Source organism: Bartonella sp. OT172YNZD (genome assembly GCF_042193725.1).
GTDB classification, from domain to species: Bacteria; Pseudomonadota; Alphaproteobacteria; order Rhizobiales; family Rhizobiaceae; genus Bartonella; species Bartonella grahamii_A.
The window spans coordinates 22,429-47,268 of record NZ_JBHILZ010000008.1 but is presented as its reverse complement, the minus strand read 5'-3'; the positions used below and the strand labels follow the sequence as shown (position 1 = coordinate 47,268).

The window sequence follows — 24,840 nt, the reverse complement described above, 5'->3', positions numbered from 1 at the left end:
GATAAAAGTTGATAAAGCTATATTGCAAAAAAGATGAGAATAACTCTAATATAGAGAGTAGATAATTGTTGAAACTGGTGCACGCGATATTTAAACCTTTGTCGTTGCTTAAAAGAATTTATCTTCACTCTCAATTCAAAGAGTGCTAAAAATGAAAGAAGAAAGAATGGTCAATCTTAATAGTGGGTATCAAAGTAACCTCAGATATTGGCTCACTTGCATTATTGGATTTGTTGCTATCTTGGCAATTATAATTGTTGGTGGATTTTATATCGCAAAACCCTATCTTGACAGTTTTGTAAGACAAGAAATAGCCCGTCGTGCCATAAAAGCCGAAACATCTGAAGTAAGCATTCTAGGTAAAGTCAATTTGAAGAATGTGACATTACCCGTTCCACCTGGTACATCACTTAAAATTGGTGCCATTTCTGCCCGTCCTCCTCTTTCCTTTATTCCTGGAACTTTTACATTTTATAATGTTGATTTAAAGCATAATAATATTCATGTGCAAATTCCCCAAATTTCTCTTCGGAGTGTATCCTTAAAAGAAAAAGATAGAACAATAACATCACATCTTTTACAATCAATGATGCGTATTGAGCTTTCCTCAATTATTGCTCCCAAGATACAACTTTCTATAGAAAATAAAAATAACCGAATAGAAACGGTTGAAGTCAAGAATTTCCAGCTTTCTGATTTTAAAAATGGACATATCCGTTCAGTTAGTATTAAAAATATGGATCTTAAAACAGTTACAGTAAATGGTGCCAAACAGATGCATCTTATGGCTAAAAGTGATATAATAAAAGCTCATGATATCGACATCAACTATGCCTATTCTATCATTTTTGGAAAAAACAACGCTCTCAACCAAGGTAAAACCGTTACTGGCCCCATTTCTCTGAATAATGTAAGTGTCGATGTTTTTGAAGAAGCGGAAAAAAGCAGTTCTTTCTTTCTCGGACAATTTAAAACATCTGGTTTAAAAATGAAACCGCTTGAACAAACTCCTGAAAAATTGATCAAAGCTTACCTTAATGCAAGAAAAGAGAATAATAAAATCGCTGAAAAAATAGCACAAAATGGTCTTCTTCTAAACATACTGCTCGCCATTACCTCAGCGGATGCCAAAGTTGATAATATCACCGTTGATATACCGCAGTTGAAAGCAACACTCGAATCACTCCAATTTAAACCAAGCTTGTGGAAACAACCTATCCCCAAAAAGCTTTTTCTTTCTCTCAATAACCTTTCCGTTTCACCTAAAAAAATGAATGAAAAAGACTTAGAGTTCTTCAAAAATCTGAACTTTGATCGCTTTGACATTTCAGGAAAAATTGATATTTCTTATGATGAAAAAAAACGTATGCTCCTTCTTGATGCAATGTCTTTCAATATGAAAGACATTGCATCTGGGAACATGTCGGCTCAGGTTATTGATGTTGATGAAAAGTTTTTTTCTGGTCAGCAAAATGTAATGATTGCTGCTTCTCAAGACTTTGGCATCAATGAAATTGATATACAATATAGGGATGCAGGTTTCATTGATAAGCTTTTTTCTTATCTTGCGCAAAACCTTAATGACAGCCAACATGATCTTAAAAAGGAACTCTATGACGATTTCTATCTAATGATGACGCAGACCTCAAAAATGCTGCTAAAAAATCATGCCGAAGCAGAAAAAATTTCAAAATCTTTAGGTGAATTTGCTAGAAATCCACAAACATTGATCGTTAAAATTAAAGCAAAAGATAATAAAGGGCTTACAATAGTTGATCTCGAATCTGCTCTACAAAATGATCTATCCAAGGCTTTAAGCAAAGTACATCTCACTATTAAAAATGAAGCATTACCTTAAACATTTTGTGCTTTAAAGATGCTGATCTTGTCTATAAATTAAGAACTTTATTCCTCTTTTTTCTTTTATATGATACAGAAGGTATCATACAGAGTCATTTATACAGAGAATGTAGAATCTAAAATGTCGATGCTTGGAGTTGTTCATGTCTGATTTATCTTCAAATCGCCTGCCTAATCGTGCTTCTCGTGTCACCAATCAAGCGCTTTCTGCTATCGAGCGTTTTCTCCATATTGAAGCTCTTAGTGGTATTGTTCTTTTATTAGCTGCTGCTTCTGCACTTATTTTTGCCAATTCTAAATATGCTGCTTTCTATGAATCTTTTTGGCATACACCTCTTGGCTTTAATTTGGGTCATTTCACTCTTTCATGGGATTTACATTTCTGGGTTAATGATGCCCTTATGACTATTTTCTTTCTCGTCGCAGGAATGGAAATTCGACGTGAAATTCATGAAGGTGCTCTTGCCGATTTTAAACAAGCAATCTTACCAATTGTTGCTGCAATAGGGGGCGTTTGTGTTCCTGCAATTATTTACTTTATCTTCAACTTTAACGAGGGACATATAGGCGGTTGGGCTGTGCCAACAGCAACAGATATTGCCTTTGCTTTAGGTATTCTTGCTCTTCTTGGAAAAAAAATTCCTTCTAATCTTCATATTATTCTTCTATCATTAGCCATTATTGATGATATTATCGCTGTTCTTATTATTGCTTTTTTCTACTCAACAAACATTGATCCTAGCGGTTTAATGATCGCAGGGGCAGGTATTGCTTTGGTGCTATTTTTTCAGTGGATCGGACTTGCATCAACATGGCTTTACATTTTACCTGGTGCAATCATCTGGTGGGGTTTAATGGTAACAGGCGTTCACCCATCACTTGCTGGCGTAATCTTAGGGATGATGACTCCCGTTCTTCCTACCCGTACTCTTGTAGCGCCACTCACCATGCTCAGTAACGCTATGCAAATTCTTCAAGAAAAAAATACAAAAACAGATCTGCATCATATTTCAACCGCATTGAAAAAAATGCGCAAAGGACAACAGGCCATGATTGCTCCAGTAACACGTGTTCAAAAAGCGTTACATCCGTGGGTTGCATACGGTATCATGCCGATTTTTGCCTTCGCAAATGCAGGAGTAAGTTTTGCAAACTTTGATCTTTCTTCTGACAAATCATTCTTGATTGTCCTGGGTGTTGTCATTGGTCTTTTCGTTGGTAAGCCTCTTGGTATTATCACAGCCAGTTATATAGCCGTAAAATCAGGGCTATGCCGCCTACCCCCTCATATGACATGGACCGGCGTTTTACTCATTGGTTTTTTAGCAGGAATTGGCTTTACAATGTCTATCTTTGTTTCAATGCTCGCTTTTAAAGATATCATTCTGCTTGATTCTGCAAAAATTGGGGTCCTTTGTGGCTCTGGTTTATCTGCTCTTATCGGTCTGGGATATGGATTTATTTATATTAAGCGCAATAAAGGAGTTTCTCATAGTTCCTGACAAACTAACTGAGAATACATTTTTATGCAAAACTTTTAAAAAGTGATTTACAAATAAAAAAAATCGTAAACTATTTAAAAAATATAGGCTATACTACTCAAGACGCTTTTTTCATTGTGTATAATTCTGAATTATACAAGAAGAAAATTAATAGTAGGCAATTTAATACAACCAATGATGGCAGAGAACTTTTAAACCACCCCTATGTACTGGGTGCTTAAGCGTATTATCTTATTCCTGGTGGAGAAGCATATAATGAAATGGTAGAAAAATATTTACAAATTAAAGGTTGTAGTGCTCAAGATGCTTTCTATTATCGAAGCTGGTATTAAGTTAATAGTCCAGATATTTGAAAGAATATAGTAGAAGATTGATAGAAGAACCAATTATTCTGCCTGGATACATAAAGTATAGAACCGTAACTATTCCCGATGGGAAAGCGTACGAAGATGCACAAAAAAACAAATTGAAGGAATCACTCTACCTGCAGAATATTGCAAAATTGAAATATATAGAAAAAATTAAGACTCAAAATTATGTGCGTAAGGAATGATTATTAATACTAAATGTAAAAAATGGAACATATTTATACATTCAACATGAAATAACTAAGCGATAAAAAATACCAGACAAGCACAAAATAAAAATACAAAAAACTATAGAAAATAATATTTATAAAAAGATCTTTATTTGGAATAAGTGTATTAATTATCGCACTTTGATAACGTATCTTATATTCACTTCAAATGGACGTCCCCATTCGAATGCATTACTATTAAAAAGTAATTACAAAACATGAGAATACGTTTCGCATTCATATACTGAATAAAAACAAACTGTGGGAAAAAATATTTAACGAAATTAGAATAATAAAAATGGCTATATTTCTTACAAGAAGAGTTTTACTTACAAAGAATACCATTTGAAAAATCTGTAAACATGATAAGAAAATACTTGTAATATAGTAGTTAAGGGAAGAAAGTTAACCTAAAGAACATATGGAGGTATCGAAAACTCTGAAAATCTTAATCATAATTCAAAAAAAAGATAAATAGATATGAGAAAAAATTTAAGTAATGAAATTATAAAGCAATACGCTATAACATTATCATTAATTTTAAGCTATAGTTACATGATTTTATGAAAAGTGCTTCTGAAGAGCTATAAGCCATAAACGCAGTGGTTTGTTCCTTATTCTATAAAAAAGGGGCTATCTTAAAGACTTCTCATCCCTCTCTATAGGCTCTAAAACGTTTATAGACGGCATATTTTATATCCCTTCTTAAACAGTTTTTACCCAAACATCTTTCTCTTATAATGTATAAATAACCATTTTTAAATTCATCATGAACAAATTTAAAATGAGAGAGTTTTGCTGTATTAAATATTCTATTTAAGTTAAAAATATAAATTATCCTTAACAAAAATTATTAATATATATTAAAGCATTATGTTATTGAAACTTTGTTGAAACTAAAAAATGCTTATCTCTTATCAAGTGCATAAACAGCATGTAATGTTCTAACCGCAAGTTCAGTGTAAGCACTATCAATCAAAATAGAAATTTTAATTTCTGAAGTCGTAATTGCTTGAATGTTAATACCCTTTTCAGCCAAAGCCTTAAATGCTGTAGCAGCAACACCTGCATGGCTACGCATTCCAATACCAATCACAGATACCTTGGCAAGATCGCTTTCAAATTGGAGAACATCAAATCCAATTTCTTTGCGATTCTTCTCAAGAAGTGTAACGGCTTTTTCTACATCTGATGATGGTACAGTAAAAGTCATATCAGTTTTTGACCCATCCTCAGAAATATTTTGCACAATCATATCAACATTAATGCGTTCTTCAGCCAAGGGACCAAAAATTGCTGCCGAAATCCCTGGACGATCGGCAAGCCGACGAAGGGAAATTTGGGCTTCATCCTTAGCAAAAGCAATACCAGTAACATTTTGTTGTTCCACGATTTCATCCTCATCGCAAATAAGTGTTCCAGAAGAACTCATTGGGTCCTTCATGCCTAACGCATCAGGATTCTCAAAACTTGAACGCACAAAGGTACGAACCTTATGAACCATTGCCAATTCAACAGAACGAACTTGTAAAACCTTTGCACCAAGAGAAGCCATTTCTAGCATTTCTTCAAAAGCTACTTTTGATAAACGACGCGCTTTTGGTTCTATACGTGGATCCGTTGTATAAACACCATCCACATCCGTATAAATATCACAGCGATCAGCTTGTACAGCAGCGGCTATAGCAACAGCGCTTGTATCTGATCCTCCACGCCCTAAGGTAGAAATCCGATTATCCGGAGCTAACCCCTGAAAACCAGCAATAACGGCAACCTGACCTTCCTGAAAACACTCGATTAAAAAAGATCCATCAATATTAGTAATACGTGCACGGCCATGCCCATTGTCTGTATGAATAGGAATTTGCCAACCAAGCCATGAACGTGCATTCACCCCCATTTCTTGAAGTGTCAAAGCCAACAAACCTGAAGTAACCTGTTCACCAGAAGCAACCACAACATCATATTCACGAGCATCTCTATGCATGGAGGAAGCATCACACGTCCACTGAACAAGCTCATTGGTTTTACCAGCCATCGCAGATACGACAACGGCAACCTCATTGCCTGCATCAATCTCTCTTTTGACATGCCGTGCAACATTATGAATACATTCAATGTTTGCTACAGATGTTCCACCAAATTTCATGACAATGCGCGCCATTAATAACACTCTTACCTTTACATCTCTTATCTCAAACAGTAATAAGAATTAGATGCTGTATCAACTAACCATTTTCTCGACATAGCGAATATCTATCATTTGTGCAAGTTTCATTATGATTATATTAATTTCTCTTGACTTTGTATAAAATCTACTTGACCTGATCATTAAAAATAAAAGGAAGGCAACATGATCGATGAAACACAAACAACTATTGATCAAAGTGAAATTGATCATTTTTCACGTATTGCTACAGAATGGTGGAAGCCACAAGGAAAATTTCGACCTCTTCACCAATTTAACCCAACGCGCCTTGCTTACATCAGAGAAAAAATCTGTTTAGAGTTTAATCGTGACCCTTCTTCGCTTACGCCCTTTGACAATTTGAAAATTCTTGATATTGGCTGTGGAGGAGGCTTGTTATGTGAACCAATGGCACGTCTTGGCGCTATGGTCGTAGGCGTTGATGCTGCACAAACAAATATTGAAATCGCAAAAACCCATGCAGCTCAAAATGACCTTTCCATTGATTACCGCACGACGACAGCAGAAGCACTTGCCAATGAAGGAGAAAAATTTGATATTATCCTTAATATGGAAGTTGTTGAACATGTCGCTGACGTTAATCTCTTCATAGCAGCTACAGCAAAAATGTTGAAACCACAAGGGCTAATGTTTGTCTCAACACTCAATCGCACGTGGAAAGCATGGGGGCTTGCTATTGTAGGTGCTGAATATATTCTACGTTGGCTTCCTAAAGGAACCCATGATTATAAAAAATTCCTAAAACCTCTAGAACTTAAAAATTTCTTATCAAAAAACGCTCTGACTGTCATTGATGAGATAGGGATTACTTATAACCCATTAAACGATAGCTGGAATCGCTCAAAAGACATGGACGTTAACTATCTCCTTCTCGCAAAACGGTCTTAAGGATATGTAATTTACAAATATTATATGCCTTGTAATAAACAATTGAGCTTTCCCTCAGCCTCTAAAGCATAAAGATCATCACAACCGCCAACGTGATAATCACCGATGAAAATTTGGGGAAATGTATTACGTCCATTTGCGCGCTGTACCATTTCTTGGCGAAGGGATGTGGAAGCATCAATATCTGTATACTTTACGCCTTTTTTATCAAGCAAATCACGTGCTTTTGTGCAATAAGGGCAGTTAGGACGTGTATAAATTATTATCTCTTTCATAGTATTATCCTCCAATATTTTTTTAATAATATTCACTTTAAATTCCTCTTAAGAAGAAGGAAAAATAGAATCTTCTTTGAGAACACGCGAAAATGTTAGCACATCAACCTGTCGTGCACCTGCATATTTTAATGCAGCAGCTGCTGCTGTAACTGTTGCACCCGTTGTAAATACATCATCAATCAGCAAAACAGAACATCCTTTGAGATATTTTTTAACTTTATGCGAAACCTTAAAAGCATTTTTTACGTTAAGTTTTCTCTCTCTCGAAGAAAGACTAACCTGCGGACGGGTATGCCGACAACGAACAAGCCAACTCGGTTTTAAAAGCTTTTTTTGTGATGCTGCAATATAACGTGCAAGCTCAGCAGATTGATTATAACGCCTCTCCCAAAAACGACGAAAATGCAATGGAATGGGAATAATAACATCACAATCATCAATAACCTCGCGTCCAGCAAACATCATCCAATTGGCCATAAATGATGCCAATTCTATATGATCACCATATTTTAAGCGCGTTACTAAAGTTCGTGCAAGCCCTTTATGAACAATGACTGAGCGAACACGTGAAAAAGGATGAGTATTACGGAGTGCTTCACCACTAAGAAAACCATCCCCCATATCACAAACAAAAGGAGTCCCCATAACAGGACAATAAGGTTTCGTGATAAATTGAAGTTCTTTCCAACATTCGGAGCAAATCGTACCATAAGTAGAAACATTTTGCTTACATCCAGGACAAATTGGTGGATAAAGCATCGTTTTCAAGCGTTCAACGAACTTACTTAGTATATCTCCGCTATTTAACGCCGCTTCTCGAAAATACAACATTATAAATTTAGGCTTTTACAAGTTTCCCTCAGAACAAAAGTTCATTTGTATTTCCTCAATTTATAATTTTAATTCCTTTAAAAACTCTTACCTTCTATAAATTTATTTCTTTCATATTATAAACTTGACAGAGCTTGCACAAATAATGAACCTTTTCAAAATATATTCTTTCATAGATCGAAAGTGTTCTACAATATGTCGCATCCTTTAATTTTTGATCATAACCGCATTGAACAATTCCGAAAACGTGCCTTTCAAAAAGCAAAAAAAGGATGTGACTTTTTACTCTCTCACATGGCAGAAGATCTCTATAAACGCCTTAGCACTGTTGATCGCCTCTTTACATTAGCTCTCGATTTACACAGCCATACAGACCTTGCTGCGCAAGCTTTAATGAAATCTGGAAAAGTTTGTTCCATAGAACGCATTGAGACAGATCCGCTTTATCAAAGCCATGATAAAAAATTTCATTTACGTCATCGAGAATTTCTTGATTTACCTCAAAGTTACTGTGACCTTATTGTTTCACTTCTTTCATTACAATTGACCAATGATACCCCTGGTGTTCTAAGCCAGATAAAAAATACCCTTAAACCAGATGGCTTATTTCTTGCTGTTATGGCAGGAGCTGGTACATTAAGAGAATTGCGCGAAAGCTTGCTGCAAGCTGAAAGTGAAATTTATGATGGAGCAAGCCCTAGGGTCTACCCTTTTGCCGACATTCGTGATGCAGGTGCTCTTTTACAGCGTGTTGGCTTTGCCCTTCCTGTAGCAGACGTTGAAGATATCACAATACGTTATAATACAATGTTTGACCTTATGCACGATCTTAAAGCTATGGGAATGCAAAATGCACTCATCAATCGTTCACGACGCCCTGTATCCAAACGTTTTTTTCTCCGCGCAGCTGAAATCTATGCACAACGATTTAGTGATCCTGATGGACGTATTCGTGCACATTTTTCTTTCATCTGGCTCTCTGGTTGGGCTCCTCATCCCAATCAACAAAAACCGCTCCAGCCTGGTTCAGCGCAAATATCTCTTACAGATGTTTTACAGCCCCAAAAAATATAATCTAAAATTATTTTTTAAAAATACTTTTATCTGTTGTCCGTAATATTTGACTGGTGACCGTTCCAGCTATCATTGAATCGCTCACGTTTAGAGCAGTACGTCCCATATCAATTAGCGGTTCAATAGAGATAAGTACAGCAACCAAAGTAACAGGAAGCCCCATAATTGGTAACACAATCAATGCAGCGAAAATAGCACCTCCCCCCACACCAGCAACACCAATAGAACTCAACGTTACAACACCAATAAGCGTAGCAATCCAAGTAGGATCAAGAGGATTAATCCCCATAGAGGGTGCAATCATGGTCGCAAGCATCGCTGGATAAAGACCAGCACAACCATTTTGTCCAATTGTTGCCCCAAAAGAAGCTGCAAAACTCGCAATGGATTGTGGTACACCTATCCACTGTGTTTGCGCTTCAATATTCAAAGGAATACTTGCAGCACTTGAACGACTGCTAAAAGCAAATGTTAAAACCGGTAAAACCTTTTTGAAAAAACGAAAGGGATTAATCCCAGAAATACCAAGCAATACACCATGAATTCCAAAAATTAAAATAATACCGACATAAGAGGCAATGATAAAAACCAGTAAATTTAAAATATCTGTAATACGCGATATTGCTCCTACTTTCGTCATAAGTGCAAAAATACCATAAGGCGTCAAAGCAATCACAATACGGACTAACCGCATAATCCAAGCTTGTGCCACTTGAATAAATAAAAGCGCTTTTTCTCCTTTTTCTGGCTCATCTTTCTTTAAAAGAAGAACCGATGCACCTAAAAATGACGCAAAAATCACAACACTAATAATTGACGTACGTTTAACTCCACTCAACTCAGCAAATGGATTTTTAGGAATCATAGACAAAATCATCTTTGGTATATTCATATCTCCAAGTTTAGAAATATGACTTTCAAGAATAGCAGAAACATTTTGCCCTTCATGCACCAAACCATCAGCTGTTAATCCAAAAAAATTAACCACAAGCACACCAACCAATGCGGAAAGAGCCGTTGTAAAAAGCAATATTGAAATTGTTATTATACTCATCTTTCCAACAGCATAAACAGAATGTAAATGAGCAACTGCTGAAACGATAGAGATAAAAACCAGTGGCATAACAATCATTTGCAACAATAAGATATAACCCTCACCAACAATGTTAAACCATTCAACGGATTTCAATAAAGTGCTTTCACCCTCTCCATAAATAAACTGCAAAACACTTCCAAAAATCAAGCCAAGGATAAGTCCTAGCATAACGCGTAGTGAAAGACTCCATTGCATTCTCTTACTTTGAGAAACCAACAATAAAAAAATAACAAATAGAAATAAATTGACTAAAAAATTAAATGTCATTGTCTATGCTCACTTACTATTGTTATGATTGACGTAAATAATTTGCATAATTCAAAATCAATGCATGATATTTAAAATTAACCTATAAAGCTTACAAAGCTTTTACAAAATCATTATTTTTTTAATTTATAGATTAAAAGAGAATTTTTTATCTACTAATAACTGTTTAAAGAAAATAAATAAAATTATTTTCCTATTCTTTAAATTTATGCTCTCATAAAATAGTTAAAAAGAGAAATATAAACAACATTCATTGCATCTTAATACTGAATAATTCCAGCATATCTTATCCTATAAATGTCCTTACCACTCTCTTTTTCTATTTGAACTGAAGTGAGCTTTCCAAGCAAGGATGAATTAACAATCGAACATTCATGATTTTTCTAGAAAATACACTAACAAGCTACTTTTGCTAATTTTATGGACTGCACTCTCAACAGCTTTGATCAGCACTTCAAATATAATTATTTTATTAAAAACACCTTTTATACACTCTTTCTTTGCTCTCAATGAAATTTTTTTATTTATTAATAGTTAATAATGTAATTAATACATTAATTCTATATATTATAATCTCTATTTCTATCTATTTACATAATATATTTCTGTTTTATATAAAAATAAATTTGAGTTATACATACATAGATCTATGGTTGTTTTTTCTACTGTTTTTTTAGCTTACTGAAAATATTGATATCGTAATTTTTGTATAATAGAATGCTCTTCCATATAAGCATCGTATATTGGATTATAATAATTGACTATTAAAAGAAAATTATATTTTTTATCCCTTTTACAAAGTGAAAAATATTATTTTCAGACCTATTCATAAGTGGGATAAGCCAAGTGAATAAAAAATGTTTGATAATAAACTTAAATATATCTCTTATGAACTATCTTTAGCACAAAGGTACAACATTAAGATTACGGAAATATCGTGATATTATTGAGTATAAAAATCACACTGCCCAAGAGATTTTTGTATTGTATTCTTTATGAGAAATGTTAAAAGCAAGGTAGGATATGCTCTCTAGAGTAAATGAGTGAATGAGCCACCACGGTGATATGCATTTTTTAAAAAGTAGGAAGTATCTTTGCTTCAAATTTAATAGGCACATTCTAAAAATAATGGTTCTACAGACTCATTCCAAATAGAATAGTAATGGGACAAAAATTTTTCAGCATCTGTTTGTCCCATTGCAACAACCTCTTCTAAAGGATTAAGAAAATTTGTTTCATCAAAACCATTCATATCATACTGGTTGCGATTTTTTAAGCCTTTACGGGCAATAGCAAGAGCTTGACGTGCTAACTCTAAAAGAATAGTTTGACGAAAAGGAGTTCTTAATCCTTCTTTAGGAACGCGTTGGCGCATATCTAAAACTTCTTCAAAACACCAATCTTTTGTCAAAGCCTCTGCCTCATTAAGTGCTTCCCTATCATAAAGAAGCCCAACCCAAAAAGCCGACAACGCACAAATACGCTTCCAAGAACCGCAATCAGCTCCTCTCATTTCTAAAAATCTTTTTAAGCGGACTTCAGGAAATAACGTTGATAAATGATTAATCCAATCTCCCATGTTTGGAATTGAATTTGCAACTTGTCCTTTTAATGCTCCATTCATAAACTGACGGAACGTTATATGTGTACAATCATAATAACGACCATCACGCACAACAAAATACATTGGAACATCAAGGGCCCATTCAACATAGTCAGCAAAACCAAAACGCTCAGAAAATATAAAGGGAAGAACGCCTGTCCTCTGATTATCTGTATTACGCCAAATTTCAGAACGCCACGACAAAAAGCCATTTGGGCGTCCTTCTGTAAAAGGTGAACTTGCAAATAATGCTGTTGCAATGGACTGTAACTTCATGGATACTTGCATTTTTCGCCGCATATCACTTTCAGATGAAAAATCAAGATTAACTTGAACTGTTGATGTGCGATACATCATATTAAGACCATTATGCCCCACTTTAGGCATATAATCAGTCATAATCTGATAACGTGATTTAGGCATTCGCGGCGTTTCAGCTAAAGTCCACTTTGGACTAGCTCCAAGACCTAGAAAACCTATACCCAATGGTTCTGCAATTTTTTTGAGAAGAGTTAAATGCTCCATCAACTCGTAATATGTATGACCGACTGTTTTTAATGGTGCACCAGATAATTCAAATTGTCCCCCAGGTTCCAAAGAAATGGCTCCCTGATCAACTGATCCTACGAGCCCAATAATATTCTCTTCATCTAAAATAGGTTTCCATCCTAAGGCGCTTTGCATCCTCTCTAAAAGCGCTCGGATTCCCCTCTCTCCTTCATAAGGAACAGGGTGAAAACCATCTCTATAAAACGGAAATTTTTCATGTTCTGTACCAATACGCCAATCATCTTCTGCTTTATACCCCCCTTGGAAATAGCTAACCAAGGAATCTAAGTTATAAATTTCACTTTCATCAGTTATATCAAGCGCCATAACTTATCGTATCCTATCATTGGTATCATCATCTTAAATGAATTGTTTAGAATGATTTTACAGATTTCTCAATCCATTGCCCAATCCCCCACGGTAGCATTAAGAAGAGACAAAGCAGCAACAGCGGCAGTGTCCGCGCGTAAAATACGCGGACCTAATGATATTGGAACCACAAAAGGATGTTTTTTTAAAAAGCTCCGCTCTTCTTCACTAAAGCCACCTTCCGGTCCAATAAGAATACCAGGTGTTGTAACGTCACGCTTTTTAAAAGAAGGTAATGGATTATGCGATTTATGCTCTTCATCACAAAAGAATAAAGGCTGTGTCTCACCCCACTGTGCTAAAAGTTCTGCTAATGATAGAGCAGATACGCATTTAGGGAGAGATAAAATGCCGCACTGTTCAGAAGCTTCAATAACATTGGCTTCCATACGCGCCATATTGATACGTGTAACCTGCGTATGATGCGTTATAACAGGCTGCAAAATCGATACCCCCATTTCAACAGCTTTCTGCACCATATAATCCAACCGCGCGTTTTTGAGTGGAGCAAAGCAATAAATAAGATTGGAATGCGTCGTTTGTAACCTTGCTTGATGGATAAGCTGAACCACAACAAATTTTTTCTTAACAATGATAAGTTTAGCAAGCCACTCACCATCCTGTCCATTAAAAAGTAAAAGTTCTGCTCCTTCTTTCATACGCAAAACATGTACAAGATAAGAAGCTTGTGCCCCCTCTATCTTTATTTCTTCATTCAAAGCCAATGTCTGTCGAATAAATAATCTTTTAAGTTTATAATTTATGCGCATAAAAATTTTGCCAATGCTCATTATCGTCAACGAGAAAATGAAGAAAAATATATAGCAAAAAGAAAAAATTATATCTATAGAACTATAATATATTAAAGAATTATAGAGTTTTTTCAGCTTTATGAGATAATAATAGGAACTTATAGATCCTTAAGTGATTCTGCTTTCATAAAAGTTTAAATAATGCACCATTCATCTTTGCATTCAGTCATTGATGCATCCGTGGAGGAAAAATATGTCTGCTAAAAAAGCTACAATTATTACGATTACAACCCTCTTAGCCTTTATTTTGATTACAGTGGGAATTGGTTCTGTTGGAGCAGACGGGAAGCATACAATTACCAAAGATGGCTATGGTATTTCTTCTGGGATTCAATAAGCACTGGCCGACACCCCCTTAAAATTTTAATGTTTTTTAGCAACTTTTATAAGATTTGCACCAATATTATGAATCTCTTGTATTTGAAAGATTTTATAAGAAGGGCGTTTATTCCTCTCTTCAGACATTTATCTATACCAACCACACTTATGATGGAGAGGACGATTTTTACTGCTTCATCACGAACGAATTTAAAATGAGAGAATCTTCCGATAGTGGGACCTCTGATTTAAATTTAAAAGACAATTTTAAGTTGTAAAAAGACTAATTACCATTATAAGATAGAATGTTATACAGATGAAAAGCAATACTCAATCTGCGTCAGTGTCTTTTGTAACCCAAAAATTACCATGATTTTGTCCTTTAGAGCTTAGAGAAAATGTAACAGGCCATGCAAGGCTATTAGCAAGACATTGGACATCTTTACATAAAGTTTCTGATCTATAATTTTTACGTAGTTGTGCCTGTAATATCAATTCATTCTGCTTCCCTTGCGCAATAGCAGTTGCAACAGTTCCTTGAATAGATAAGCTCAAGTCTGCTGTATGCATTAATGACTCTGTCACCTTCATCATACCTTCAGAAAAGCTTATCTGAATATCCCAGTGATCAAATGTTGTTGAAAAGGTATCATTCTTCATTAAAAGAAATTGTTGTTTATTTAAAAGTCTTGTTTGTAATTCATTCAAATCATACCCTAAGAGCCGACCAGAAGACATCTTCAGTGTTAATTCACCGTGCATTTTCGTAAAAATTCCTTGCCAAGAATCAGCAAGTGTTCGTACCGTTGCAGTAAAATTCGTTTTGCTTTGTATAAATGGAATAAATCCCAAAATTTCTAAAGTCTCCTGTATATCAATAGAAGCACCTGAAATATTTCCTCCAATCCGCACTTTCTGTCCAGCTGACGTAACTTCAATATTACTTTGCACAGATCCACCAAAAATATTCGCATGTCCAAGATCAAAAATACCATGCCCATTTCTTATTTGTATTGCAGCAGCTAAATTTGTGAGTGAAATATTTCCTATTTTGGCTTGTGGCACAGAAAGTCGTATATCCACGCCAATACGATCAAAAATTGTCATATCAAAGAAGGCATTTTTCTTTTTACCTGAAAAAAACATTGAACCTAAAAGGCTAAGGTCTAGCTTATCAAAAGCTAAAGAGCCCATGACATTTGGTACATAATCTTGAAAATCGAGTTTTAAAGCTCCCCGCGCATTGGCTTTCCCCATCGTAAATGTAATATTGTTCATTTGGATATGCATTGGCTGCGCTAAAAAATGAGATTCCCATACAATAGGTATTTTTAATTTATGTCCCCAAAACTGATTTCCACCAACCCAAGACAATGTCTGATTCCATCCAGGAGAACGCATCGATACTTTTCCGTCAAAAATATAATATTCAGATAACCGAGCTTTTCCTGTAAAAGTTATTCCCCCACGTACAGAATTGAGACTTGCCCTAATATGACTTTTGCCTCCTGCAAGAAGCAGCAATGCTTGAGAAGCATCAATTGATAACTTTGTAAATTCTCCGCGCCAACGCGCATCTGCACGTAATCGTACTTCCTGAGTTGATTCCGGCCAATCTAAAGTCGCATTTAATCCTGTTATTTTTTCTGCTATCCCCGAAAAACTATCGTGATACGCAAGAACACCATTTTTAATGACAATCCGCCCAAAAGGTTGTTTGAAAAGGTGCTCTATCTCTGGATGTTCAGGATTATGTTTTAATATTTCACGCGTATTGCGTATTGCCAACCCTAATGCACCTCGTGAACGAGAAAAGCGATCAAAAAAATCTGCTATTGTTTTAACAGGCTTTTCCATAACAAATTGAGGACGCATAATCCGCGTCTCTGAAAAAGAAACATGTCCCCAAAGAAGATCAACAACAGAAAGATCAACTTCTATTGATTCAGCTTCCATTAATGGCGCAACATCATCCATTTTTGATGTTAAAGTAACGCCAGAAAGAAATGCTTTAGGATAAGGAAAAAGATGTAACCGCGGTGGATCACGCAATTGCACATTGTAACCCGTGCATGCGCTCAAATCCTGCGCTAAACGAATACGAATCGCATCTGTAGAGATAAAATAAGGTAAAATGAGAATCCCCACTCCAAATAAAAAGATAATTGTAATAAAAATTCCGCTCAAAAATTTTATGATTCTGATGCGCACAATATCCCTCTATACTTATCCCCCTATAACAGATTAAAAACAAACTTAAATGACCATAAAAAGTTTTTATAACCCTATAATTTACTATATCCACTTTGTATCTTCATTATTTTTGTTCTTTATCCAAAATTTATTCAAATAGCAATGTTGCTGCTTCTTTATAAAGCAATTATTTAAAAGTGTTCAAAACTATAAATCCACAACATTATAAAACCATTCTGACTGTTCTCATATGAATATTGCTATAAAACTCTATCGTATTATTAGAAAATGCTTTACAAAAAAACAAACAGCCTTACCGAAAGGATCTCTGAATGAATAATATTATCGACGGAAAAAAACTTGCTGAAGAGATTATTGTGAAAGTTAAGGCCGAAACAACAAAGCTCCGCCATCACTATAATATACAACCTAGTATCGCTGTTATTATCGTTGGAGATGATCCCGCAAGTCAAGTATATGTCGCCTCAAAAAATAAAAAAGCCGAAGAATGTGGGTTTCTTTCAATCAAACATGTCGTTTCCAAAGAAACGCAAGAAACAGAACTCCTTCAACTTATTGCAACATTAAATTCTGATCCCAAAATTCATGGTATTTTGGTACAGCTACCTCTCCCTGCTCATATGAATACAAATCGCATAACACAAGCTGTTGCTTTCCAAAAAGATGTTGATGGTTTTCATTATATTAATGTAGGAAAACTCGCAGCAAATGCACTTGAAGATGCGATTATTCCCTGCACACCAGCTGGTGCCATGATGATGATTGAACAACACTGTGGGCAAGATTTATCTGGACTTGATGCTGTCGTTGTTGGACGCTCTAATATTGTTGGAAAACCTATGGCTGCCCTTTTAACAGCAGCCAATGCCACTGTGACAATTGCCCATAGTCGTACCCGTGACCTTGATGATGTGTGTCGAAGTGCTGATATTCTAGTAGCAGCTGTAGGCCGCCCACAAATGATTAAAAAAGACTGGATAAAAAATGGTGCAATCGTTATTGATGTCGGTATTAATCGCGTTGCTGCACCAGAAAAAGGTGTAGGGAAAACACGTCTTGTTGGTGATGTCGATTTTGAAAACGTAAAAGAAAAAGCTGCTGCGATCACCCCTGTTCCAGGAGGCGTTGGACCAATGACAATTGCTATGCTTATGGTTAATACACTCAAAGCCGCCGCGCGATCACACAATCTGCCTATACCAAAATTCTAAGAATTGTAATAATACCTTGTATATGGTTTCATTGTACATGATTAAGCTTGTCTATTTTTGCATTTTTCATGTCATAAAAACAGATGCCCCTTGATCTGCACGATTAACGGATTGACGAAAAACATGAAAAAGTTCGCGTCCAACACCATATTCGTTTTTTGAAAGATCAGGAGATATGATTTTTCGCGCGTTAAATTTTGCTAAATCCTCCAAAAGAGTTAATTTACCCTCATGAGCATCAAGGAAAACAATATCACCATCCTGCAAACGTGCAATGGGGCCATTATCCACTGCTTCTGGTGTCACATGGATGGCGCAGCAGGAATTTTTTCTGATGCCCCTGACATACGCCCATCGGTTATCAATGCTACCTTTTGACCGCGATCTTGTAAAACGCCTAAAATGGTTGTTAATTTATGAAGCTCTGGCATACCATTGGCTTTTGGTCCTTGATAGCGAATGACAGCGATAAAATCTTTATCATACAACACTCCAGATTTAAAAGATTTTTGTAGTTCCTCTTGATCATTAAAAACAAAGACTGGTGCTTTAATCTGCCAATACTCTAATTTAACCGAGGAAACCTTTATAATAGCTGTTCCCAAATCTCCCGATAAAACACGAAGACCACCATCAGGCTGAAATGGCTTTCTCCACCCTGCTAACACCTTATGATCACCACTTTCCTTGAGAGCCGCTTCACGCACCACATGACCATCAGCAGAAAGCTTTGCCTCAATTGCATAAGCATTGAGATCTTTACCAAAAACCGTAGAAACATCTTCATGTACTAAACCTGCCTCGATAAGCTCGCGAATAATAAATCCCATCCCCCCAACAGCATAAAAATGATTGATATCCGCTAAACCGTTAGGATAAATGCGCGCTAAAAGAAGCACAACGGATGAAATTTCTGCAATATCATACCATGTCAATTTAATACCGCAAACAGCAGCCATAGCAATCAAATGAATCGTATGATTGGTAGGGCCCTCCTGTTGAATTTAATCCTACAATGGCATTCACAAAAGAACGCTCATCAATGATCGTACCAAATGGACTATAATTATCACCAAGATCTGTCATTTCAAGTACACGTTTCGTGGCTTCTTTTGTTAAAGCATCACGCAACGGTGTATTCGCATTAACAAAAGAAGCTCCCGACATATGAAGCCCCATCATCTCCAGTATCACCTGAGTAGAGTTAGCGGTTCCATAAAATGTACATGTTCCTGGTCCATGATAAGAACGTGCTTCTGATGCTAGAAGTGTTTGGCGATCTATTTTATTTTCCGCGTAAAGTTGACGTATCTTCGCTTTTTCATCATTATCTTGACCACTTGTCATAGGACCAGCTGGTATAAAAATTCCTGGTAAATGACCAAATGTTAGTGCGCCAATTAATAAACCTGGTACAATTTTATCACACACCCCAAGATACAATGCTGCATCAAAAACATCGTGTGATAAGCTTATAGCTGTCGCCATTGCAATTACTTCACGCGAAAAAAGGGAAAGCTCCCCATCCCCGCATTTCCCTGCGTAACACCATCGCACATCGCGGGAACACCACCTGCAACCTGTGCAACACCACCAACCATACGAGCCGACTCTTTAATTAAGTGAGGAAATTTTTCAAAAGGTTGATGAGCTAAAAGTAAATCGTTATACGCCGTGATAATGCCAATATTCCCAACGACATTTCCCTTCAAACGCTCTTTATCTATTGCACTACAAGCAGCAAAACCATGAGCCTAATTGGCACATCCTAAAAACTCCGTTTGGGACGATGCGCTTGAGCTTTCGTAATACGATCTAAGTAAATTTCTCGTGTTGATCGAGAACGTTCATAAATCCTTCTTGTAACTGTGGCAATTGTCTTGGAAAGTGCCATATTCCCCTCCCTTTTCATTGTTGCTTCCCCTCATTCATTGAGAAAGATTACGTTTTTATTCACCGTGTCTCTCATATTCTGATTCACTTATTTCATTTTCTGCAGGTGACCAATAAACCTGCACAAGATGAGGGGAATTACGTAAAATTGCCCGAATAGGCATTTCTATTTCAGATCCATCTTGACAAGCTTCTTCAAAACAATCGCGTTTCTGAAAACCTTCGAAATGGAGAATAATACAACGAGATTGCATAATAACTGGCAAAGTTAGTGAGAGTCTTGGCTCAACAGCACTCTTAGCATGAAGGGGTAAAACAAGTGCTTGTGTTCGCAGATCAAGCGCTTGCTTTAAACGATCAGCATCAGGAAAAAAAGAAGCCGTATGTCCATCAACCCCCATCCCTAAAACAACAACATCAAAGGGTTTAGGCAAAGTATTAATACGACTCGCCGCTGAAAAAGCAGCAAGTTCAGCAGTAATGGCTTTATGATAAAGCCCTACAAAACGCGCTTTTTCGGCAAAATTTTGTAACAAATGACACCGTACCATATATTCATTTGAACGTTCATCGTGTGTAGGGACAAAACGTTCATCGACCAAAGTGATAATGATATTTTGCCAATCAATATCGGCTTTTGACAAATAATGAAAAAACAATTCTGGTGTTTTACCACCAGACACCGCTAAAACCGCTCTCTTGCGTTCAAGAACAGATACACTAAGCTCTGCGGCTACTCGATCTGCTAATGCCAAGGCTAAAGTCGCAGATGTTTCAAAATCTAAACGGTCAATATTCATTCTATACATACTTATTGCTCTAAACTAAATTGTTCCATATACGCCCATCATGTTCCATGAGAATCGTCGAAGCAGATGGACCCCACGAACCAGCGTTATAACTGTGAACAGGCTGTTTTATTGCTTCCCATCCCTCAATGATTGGATCAATCCAACGCCAAGCAGCCTCAACTTCATCACGACGCATAAACAGTGTCTGATCTCCACGAATAACATCCATTAATAAACGTTCATAAGCATCAGGATTACGTTCAGAAAATGCGGAAGCAAAACTCATGTCTAATGGTATGTTTCGAAACCGCATACCGCCATAACTTGGATCCTTAATCATCAACCATTGTTTTACACCTTCATCAGGTTGGAGACGTATAACAAGCCGATTAGAAAAAATTTTATCTAAATCCACATTGAAAATATTATGAGGAATAGGTTTAAAAACCACAACAATTTCAGACATTCTCGTGAACATGCGCTTACCTGTTCGTAAATAAAAAGACGTATTAGCCCAACGCCAGTTATCAATCTTAACCTTAAGCGCGACAAATGTTTCACTCTTACTCACTCTTCCCAGATCATCAAAATAAGACTCTACAGATATACCATTTGATAGACCAGAAAGATACTGCCCACGTACAGTATGCTGCCCTACATTATGTACATCAAGCGGTGTTAAAGAATGTAAAATTTTAAGTTTTTCATCGCGCACAGCATTAGCACTGTTGGTAAATGGTATTTCCATCGCAACCAAAAAAAGTAATTGTAGCATATGGTTTTGAACCATATCGCGTAGAGCACCAGTGCTTTCATAATATTCTGTACGCCCCTCTAATCCTAAAGATTCAGCAACGGTTATTTGAACATGATCAATATAATTGGAGTTCCATAGCGATTCATAAAGTGTATTAACAAACCACAATGCCATTAAATTTTGAACAGTTTCCTTCCCAAGATAATGATCAATACGAAAGATCTGCTCTTCATTAAAGGCGTTTGCAAATGCATCATTAAGTGAAACAGCTGTTTTCACATCGCAACCAATTGGTTTTTCAATGATAATCCGTGTTTGTGGTGTTACCAAATCATTTTTTCCTAACTTCATCGCGATATCAGCAAAAAGCGACGAACTAACAGCCAAATAAAAAGCTCGAATATCCGCTGAATCTTGTGACAGAAGGAGGGCTAAATCCTCCCACCCTCGATTTGAGGAAACATCAACAGAAACATAGCTTAAACGTGCAAGAAAACGATTGAGTTCTGTTGAATTGAGATCTTTTGGAGGGATATGTTTTTCTAAAGAAATGCGGATAAAATTTTGATATTCTTCATGACTTAAGGAAGTGCGGGAAGCCCCAATAATACGTGTTGGCTCACTGAATTGACCAACACACTGACAATGATACAAAGCCGGCAAAAACTTGCGCGACGCCAGATCATCATTGCCACCAAAAACAATACAATCAAAAGAAGAAACTGTAATAATTTTACACACCACGAACTTGTTTATTTTTCTATTCGATTATGAAATCCCATATCACTTATAAAAGCCTCCATCATTAAAGCAGATAGATACTAAATAAGCCATTAATTTTCTTCATTTCAAGTAATGTTTCCATTAAAAACGATCCATTAAAGAAAACCAACGCATTGCTAAAAATATAAGCGGATAACGCAAAACTCTTCCCCCCGGAAAGGATGAAATCTTTAAGTCCTGGAAATAGGAAAAACGTTCATATTTTCCAGTCAACCATTCTGCGTATAATTTTCCCATGAACGGAGCCAGCATAACGCCATGTCCTGAATAGCCGCCACAATAAGTCATCCTTGAGAAAAGTTGTCGAACATAAGGCATGCGCTCAACTGTGATGGCAACCGTTGCTCCCCAACGATGACTTAAATTGATAGAGTGTAATTGAGGATAAATTTCAGCAATTTGCCGTTTTATACGTTCATCTAAATTTACAGGATGCTTATTATCATAACTTTCTACGCCACCAAATAAGAGACGATTATCAATGCTTTTGCGAAAATAGCGAACCATAAAACGGGAATCATCAACCGATCCTCCCCCCATGAGAATTGAAATATGCTTTGGTAATGGGTCCGTTGCTCCAATATAAGAGCGAATAGAAACAATATTTTTTTCAATAAAACGCTCCAGACCAAGTTTATACCCATTTGTTGCGAGTAAAACATGCTCTGCTGTTACACTGCCTTTTTCTGTTATCACTTTCCAATGGGCTCCCTTGCGCCTTACGGTTGTTACTTGTGACTTCTCATAAAGCTTAGCACCGGCATTTTTAGCTTTTTTTGCCAACCCAATAATCAATTTTAAGGGATTTATATGGCCGGTATCCGCATCATAAATACCACCACAATAAAAAGATGATCCAAGTCGTCTAGATGTTTCAGCCCTATCCATAAAAGTAAGAGCGTAATAGCCATAACGCTGCATCACCTCAATATGCCGTTGATAAGAGAGAAGCTCACGCCTTTTATGTGTCACAGAAAGCTGTCCTCTTATCAAATCACACGGACAATTAGGCATCGCGCATAAAGATAAAATATCTCTTTTAGCTTCTTCTGCTAAATCAAACAGAGCCTTACTTCGCTCAAAACCATACTTTTTTTCTAATGTTTCTACCCATTGCCGTTGTCCTGTTCCCAGCTGCCCACCATTGCGCCCTGAAGCACCATCACCAAAACGTGATGCTTCAAATAAAACAACATCTACTCCAGCCTTGGCTAAATGATAAGCAGCCGAAAGCCCTGTAAATCCGCCTCCAACAATGACCACATCACACTGTCTGTTTTCACAAAAAGAAGGATAAGAGGGACGTTCTCTTAAAGTATCTTCATACCAAGAAACTCCTGGAGAAATTGAATTATAATCAATCATCGTCATAAAATTTAAACATTCAGCAGGAGATATTCACGCTCCCACGGACTAATTACTTCCATAAAAGTTTCAAACTCTTGTCGTTTGATTGCAGCATAAGTACTGACAAACACTTCCCCTAAAATAGCCCGTATCTCTATATCTTGTTCAAACAAATTGACTGCCTCAATCAGTCCACGCGGTAACTCAATATTATCAGCGTTTACATTATTTGTCGCTGGCTCATCCGGCTCAATTTTTTGTTGCAAACCAATAAGACCACACGCTAAAGAAGCTGCAAGGGCTAAATAAGGATTCGCATCTGATGAAGGAAGTCTATTCTCAACACGCCGCGCTTGAGGAGCAGAACGCGGAACTCGAAAAGCTGTAGTACGATTATCATATCCCCATCGTAAATTAACAGGAGCCGAATTATCAGGGACAAGACGTCGATAAGAATTCACATAAGGCGCAAGCATCACAAGTACCCCTGGCATATGTTTTTGCAATCCACCAATAAAATGGCGAAAACAGATACTTTCTTCACCATTTTCCTGTGTAAAAATATTCATACCGGTTTTCTTATCAACAACCGATTGGTGAATATGCATAGCAGAACCTGGCTGCCCTTGAATGGGTTTTGCCATAAAAGTTGCATACATATTATGTTTTAGTGCTGCTTCACGAATTGTTCGTTTAAACATAAAAACTTGATCCGCTAATTCAATAGGATCACCATGACGTAAATTAATTTCAAACTGACCTGCACCTTCTTCATGAATGAGGGTATCAATTTCCAATCCTTGTGCCTCTGAAAATTGATAAATATCATCAATCAAATCATCAAATTCATTAACACCAGCAATGGAATACCCCTGTCCACCACCAATTGAACGCCCAGAACGACCAACCGGTGGAACTAATGGATAATCAGGATCGGGATTTTTTTGTACCAAATAAAACTCAATTTCTGGTGAAACAACAGGGCTTAAACCCATTTTTGTATAAAAATGAACCACCGTTCGTAAAACATTGCGTGGTGTGTAATCCACAACCTGACCATTTTGATATACAAGATCACAAATCACCTGTGCTGTAGGAGCATCTTCCCATGGAACAATGCTTAACGTAGAAAGATCAGGCTCAAGGCGTAAGTCACCATCTGCTTTAGGATATTCAAAACCATGACCATCTTCAGGATAATCCCCTGAAATTGTTGCCATAAAAACTGCTGAAGGCAATGCCAATGATGTTTCCGATGTAAATTTTTTAGAAAGCATCATCTTGCCCCGTGGTACCCCAGCTTGATCAGGCGTAATACATTCAATATCCTCTACTTTACGGAAAAAAAGCCATTGCGAAACTTGTTCCCAATTGTGCACACCACGTAAACTTTTGAGAAAACGAGAGACAGGTTTAAAATTCTTACTTTTCGTTTGTTTACCATTTTTTACAGCCATAACATACCAACTTTAAAAACAACCAAGCCCTATTCTTATTGTATCAGCCTCTGCATAAACGACACGAAAAAAAATTATCAACTGATATTTTTAAAGAATACTACAAGATTCATCAAGGTAAAAGAACCTTACGCTCAACAAGCTATCTATCAAC

General features: G+C 36.6%; 17 protein-coding genes and 1 pseudogene. 6 read left to right on the top strand and 12 right to left on the bottom strand.

Annotated elements, in window-relative coordinates:
* Nucleotides 1-151 precede the first annotated feature (151 nt).
* Together ACFIJS_RS04810 and nhaA are read left to right on the top strand one after the other, a co-directional pair.
* A complete protein-coding gene (locus ACFIJS_RS04810; protein WP_375650369.1) occupies nucleotides 152-1,858 on the top strand; it encodes a hypothetical protein in 1,707 nt (568 codons plus the stop codon).
* 145 nt (nucleotides 1,859-2,003) lie between these two features.
* On the top strand, nucleotides 2,004-3,362 hold the full coding sequence (gene nhaA / locus ACFIJS_RS04805) for a Na+/H+ antiporter NhaA (protein WP_375650368.1): 1,359 nt from the start codon (nucleotides 2,004-2,006) through the stop codon (nucleotides 3,360-3,362).
* Between the two features lie 1,484 nt (nucleotides 3,363-4,846).
* Here nhaA and ACFIJS_RS04800 read toward each other — a convergent pair.
* Nucleotides 4,847-6,103: an aspartate kinase gene (locus ACFIJS_RS04800; RefSeq protein ID WP_375650367.1), complete on the bottom strand. Its 1,257-nt coding sequence runs from the start codon at nucleotides 6,101-6,103 to the stop codon at nucleotides 4,847-4,849.
* A gap of 189 nt (nucleotides 6,104-6,292) precedes the next feature.
* Here ACFIJS_RS04800 and ubiG point away from each other — a divergent pair, with 189 nt between their 5' ends.
* A complete protein-coding gene (ubiG, locus tag ACFIJS_RS04795) occupies nucleotides 6,293-7,036 on the top strand; it encodes a bifunctional 2-polyprenyl-6-hydroxyphenol methylase/3-demethylubiquinol 3-O-methyltransferase UbiG (protein ID WP_375650366.1) in 744 nt (247 codons plus the stop codon).
* A gap of 20 nt (nucleotides 7,037-7,056) precedes the next feature.
* Here the strand turns inward: ubiG and grxC are convergent, their stop codons facing one another.
* A complete protein-coding gene (grxC, locus tag ACFIJS_RS04790) occupies nucleotides 7,057-7,311 on the bottom strand; it encodes a glutaredoxin 3 (protein ID WP_375624541.1) in 255 nt (84 codons plus the stop codon).
* Nucleotides 7,312-7,359: 48 nt separating this feature from the next.
* Nucleotides 7,360-8,145, bottom strand: a complete 786-nt coding sequence (locus ACFIJS_RS04785; RefSeq protein ID WP_375650364.1) for a ComF family protein — start codon at nucleotides 8,143-8,145, stop codon at nucleotides 7,360-7,362.
* Nucleotides 8,146-8,340: 195 nt separating this feature from the next.
* On the opposite strand from ACFIJS_RS04785, the gene ACFIJS_RS04780 reads away from it, so the two are divergent.
* Nucleotides 8,341-9,219, top strand: a complete 879-nt coding sequence (locus ACFIJS_RS04780; protein ID WP_375650363.1) for a methyltransferase — start codon at nucleotides 8,341-8,343, stop codon at nucleotides 9,217-9,219.
* 7 nt (nucleotides 9,220-9,226) lie between these two features.
* Here ACFIJS_RS04780 and ACFIJS_RS04775 read toward each other — a convergent pair whose 3' ends face one another.
* The 3 genes from ACFIJS_RS04775 to ACFIJS_RS04765 form a co-directional block, all read right to left on the bottom strand.
* Nucleotides 9,227-10,582 carry an L-cystine transporter gene (locus ACFIJS_RS04775; RefSeq protein WP_375650362.1) on the bottom strand — a complete coding sequence of 452 codons (1,356 nt, stop codon included), beginning with the start codon at nucleotides 10,580-10,582 and terminating at the stop codon, nucleotides 9,227-9,229.
* Between the two features lie 1,105 nt (nucleotides 10,583-11,687).
* Entirely contained in the window at nucleotides 11,688-13,061 is a 1,374-nt protein-coding gene (locus tag ACFIJS_RS04770; RefSeq protein WP_375650361.1) for a glutamate--cysteine ligase, read from the bottom strand.
* A gap of 68 nt (nucleotides 13,062-13,129) precedes the next feature.
* Entirely contained in the window at nucleotides 13,130-13,873 is a 744-nt protein-coding gene (locus ACFIJS_RS04765; protein ID WP_375650359.1) for a 16S rRNA (uracil(1498)-N(3))-methyltransferase, read from the bottom strand.
* 235 nt (nucleotides 13,874-14,108) lie between these two features.
* Here ACFIJS_RS04765 and ACFIJS_RS04760 point away from each other — a divergent pair, with 235 nt between their 5' ends.
* Entirely contained in the window at nucleotides 14,109-14,252 is a 144-nt protein-coding gene (locus ACFIJS_RS04760) for a hypothetical protein (RefSeq protein ID WP_012754785.1), read from the top strand.
* Between the two features lie 311 nt (nucleotides 14,253-14,563).
* Here the strand turns inward: ACFIJS_RS04760 and ACFIJS_RS04755 are convergent, their stop codons facing one another.
* Nucleotides 14,564-16,444, bottom strand: coding sequence for an AsmA family protein (locus ACFIJS_RS04755; protein WP_375650358.1), 1,881 nt, complete (start codon nucleotides 16,442-16,444; stop codon nucleotides 14,564-14,566).
* Nucleotides 16,445-16,758: 314 nt separating this feature from the next.
* Between ACFIJS_RS04755 and folD the strand changes: the two genes are divergently transcribed.
* Entirely contained in the window at nucleotides 16,759-17,658 is a 900-nt protein-coding gene (folD, locus tag ACFIJS_RS04750) for a bifunctional methylenetetrahydrofolate dehydrogenase/methenyltetrahydrofolate cyclohydrolase FolD (protein ID WP_375624555.1), read from the top strand.
* 66 nt (nucleotides 17,659-17,724) lie between these two features.
* On the opposite strand, the pseudogene edd reads toward folD, so the two are convergent.
* The 5 genes and pseudogenes from edd to ACFIJS_RS04725 form a co-directional block, all read right to left on the bottom strand.
* Nucleotides 17,725-19,552: pseudogene (gene edd / locus ACFIJS_RS04745) on the bottom strand (phosphogluconate dehydratase).
* Nucleotides 19,553-19,607: 55 nt separating this feature from the next.
* Complete coding sequence (gene pgl, locus ACFIJS_RS04740; protein ID WP_375650357.1) at nucleotides 19,608-20,360, bottom strand: 6-phosphogluconolactonase; 753 nt, start codon at nucleotides 20,358-20,360, stop codon at nucleotides 19,608-19,610.
* A 10-nt stretch (nucleotides 20,361-20,370) separates the two neighbouring features.
* Nucleotides 20,371-21,843 (bottom strand): glucose-6-phosphate dehydrogenase, encoded by a 1,473-nt coding sequence (gene zwf / locus ACFIJS_RS04735; protein WP_375650355.1) that lies wholly within the window; start codon nucleotides 21,841-21,843, stop codon nucleotides 20,371-20,373.
* A 120-nt stretch (nucleotides 21,844-21,963) separates the two neighbouring features.
* The gene (locus ACFIJS_RS04730; protein ID WP_375650440.1) at nucleotides 21,964-23,247 is read right to left on the bottom strand and encodes an NAD(P)/FAD-dependent oxidoreductase; all 1,284 of its coding nucleotides are present in this window, start codon (nucleotides 23,245-23,247) and stop codon (nucleotides 21,964-21,966) included.
* An 11-nt stretch (nucleotides 23,248-23,258) separates the two neighbouring features.
* Nucleotides 23,259-24,686 carry a glutamine synthetase family protein gene (locus ACFIJS_RS04725; protein WP_375650354.1) on the bottom strand — a complete coding sequence of 476 codons (1,428 nt, stop codon included), beginning with the start codon at nucleotides 24,684-24,686 and terminating at the stop codon, nucleotides 23,259-23,261.
* Nucleotides 24,687-24,840: the final 154 nt, after the last annotated feature.